Origin of the sequence: Mesorhizobium sp. WSM4935 (assembly GCF_029625735.1) — a bacterium.
Lineage (GTDB): Bacteria > Pseudomonadota > Alphaproteobacteria > Rhizobiales > Rhizobiaceae > Mesorhizobium.
Genome location: NZ_JARTVR010000048.1, coordinates 1 through 721, shown reverse-complemented (window position 1 = coordinate 721; position 721 = coordinate 1). Strand labels below are relative to the sequence as shown.

Here is a 721-nt window from a genome sequence, read left to right as displayed (position 1 = left end):
GCTCCGCCACCGACCGGCTGGTCGTCACCGGCAACACCTCCGGCACCACCACGCTCAAAGTCGCCAATCTCGGCGGCGGCGGCGCGCAGACGGTCGAAGGCATCAAGATCATCGATGTCGGCGGCAGCTCCGACGGCACCTTCTCGCTCGCCGGCGACTATGTCTTCGAGGGCGACCAGGCGGTGGTCGGCGGCGCCTATGCCTATCGGCTCTACAAGAACGGCGTCAGCACGCCGGCGGACGGCGACTGGTACCTGCGCTCGGCGCTGATCAACGGTCAGCCGCAGCCGCTCTATTCGCCGGCCGTGCCGATCTACGAGGCCTATCCCGGCGTGCTGCAGAGCCTGAACGAGCTCGGCACCCTGCAGCAGCGCGTCGGCAACCGCTCCTGGACCGGCGCCAGCCAGGGCGCCGACGAGATCGGCAGCGTGCCGGCCCAGAGCGCGATCTGGGCCCGCATCGAGGCGGCGCACACCAGGCAGAGTCCCGACAGCGCCACCACCGTCTCGGATTACGACGTGACCACCTGGAAGCTGCAGTCGGGCTTCGATGGGCTGCTCTATGAGGACGCCACCGGCATCCTGCTTGGCGGGCTGACCTTCCACTATGGCACGGCCTCGTCCGACATTGCCTCGATCTACGGCGTCGGCTCCATCCGGGCCACCGGCTACGGCTTCGGCGGCACGCTGACCTGGTATGGCGACAACGGCTTCTATGCCGA

General features: G+C 68.5%; 1 protein-coding gene. It reads left to right on the top strand.

Features of this window, described 5'->3' with window-relative positions; translation table 11 throughout:
* A partial coding sequence (locus P9273_RS32040) for an autotransporter outer membrane beta-barrel domain-containing protein (protein ID WP_278052569.1) occupies nt 1–721 on the top strand: 721 nt, incomplete at both ends.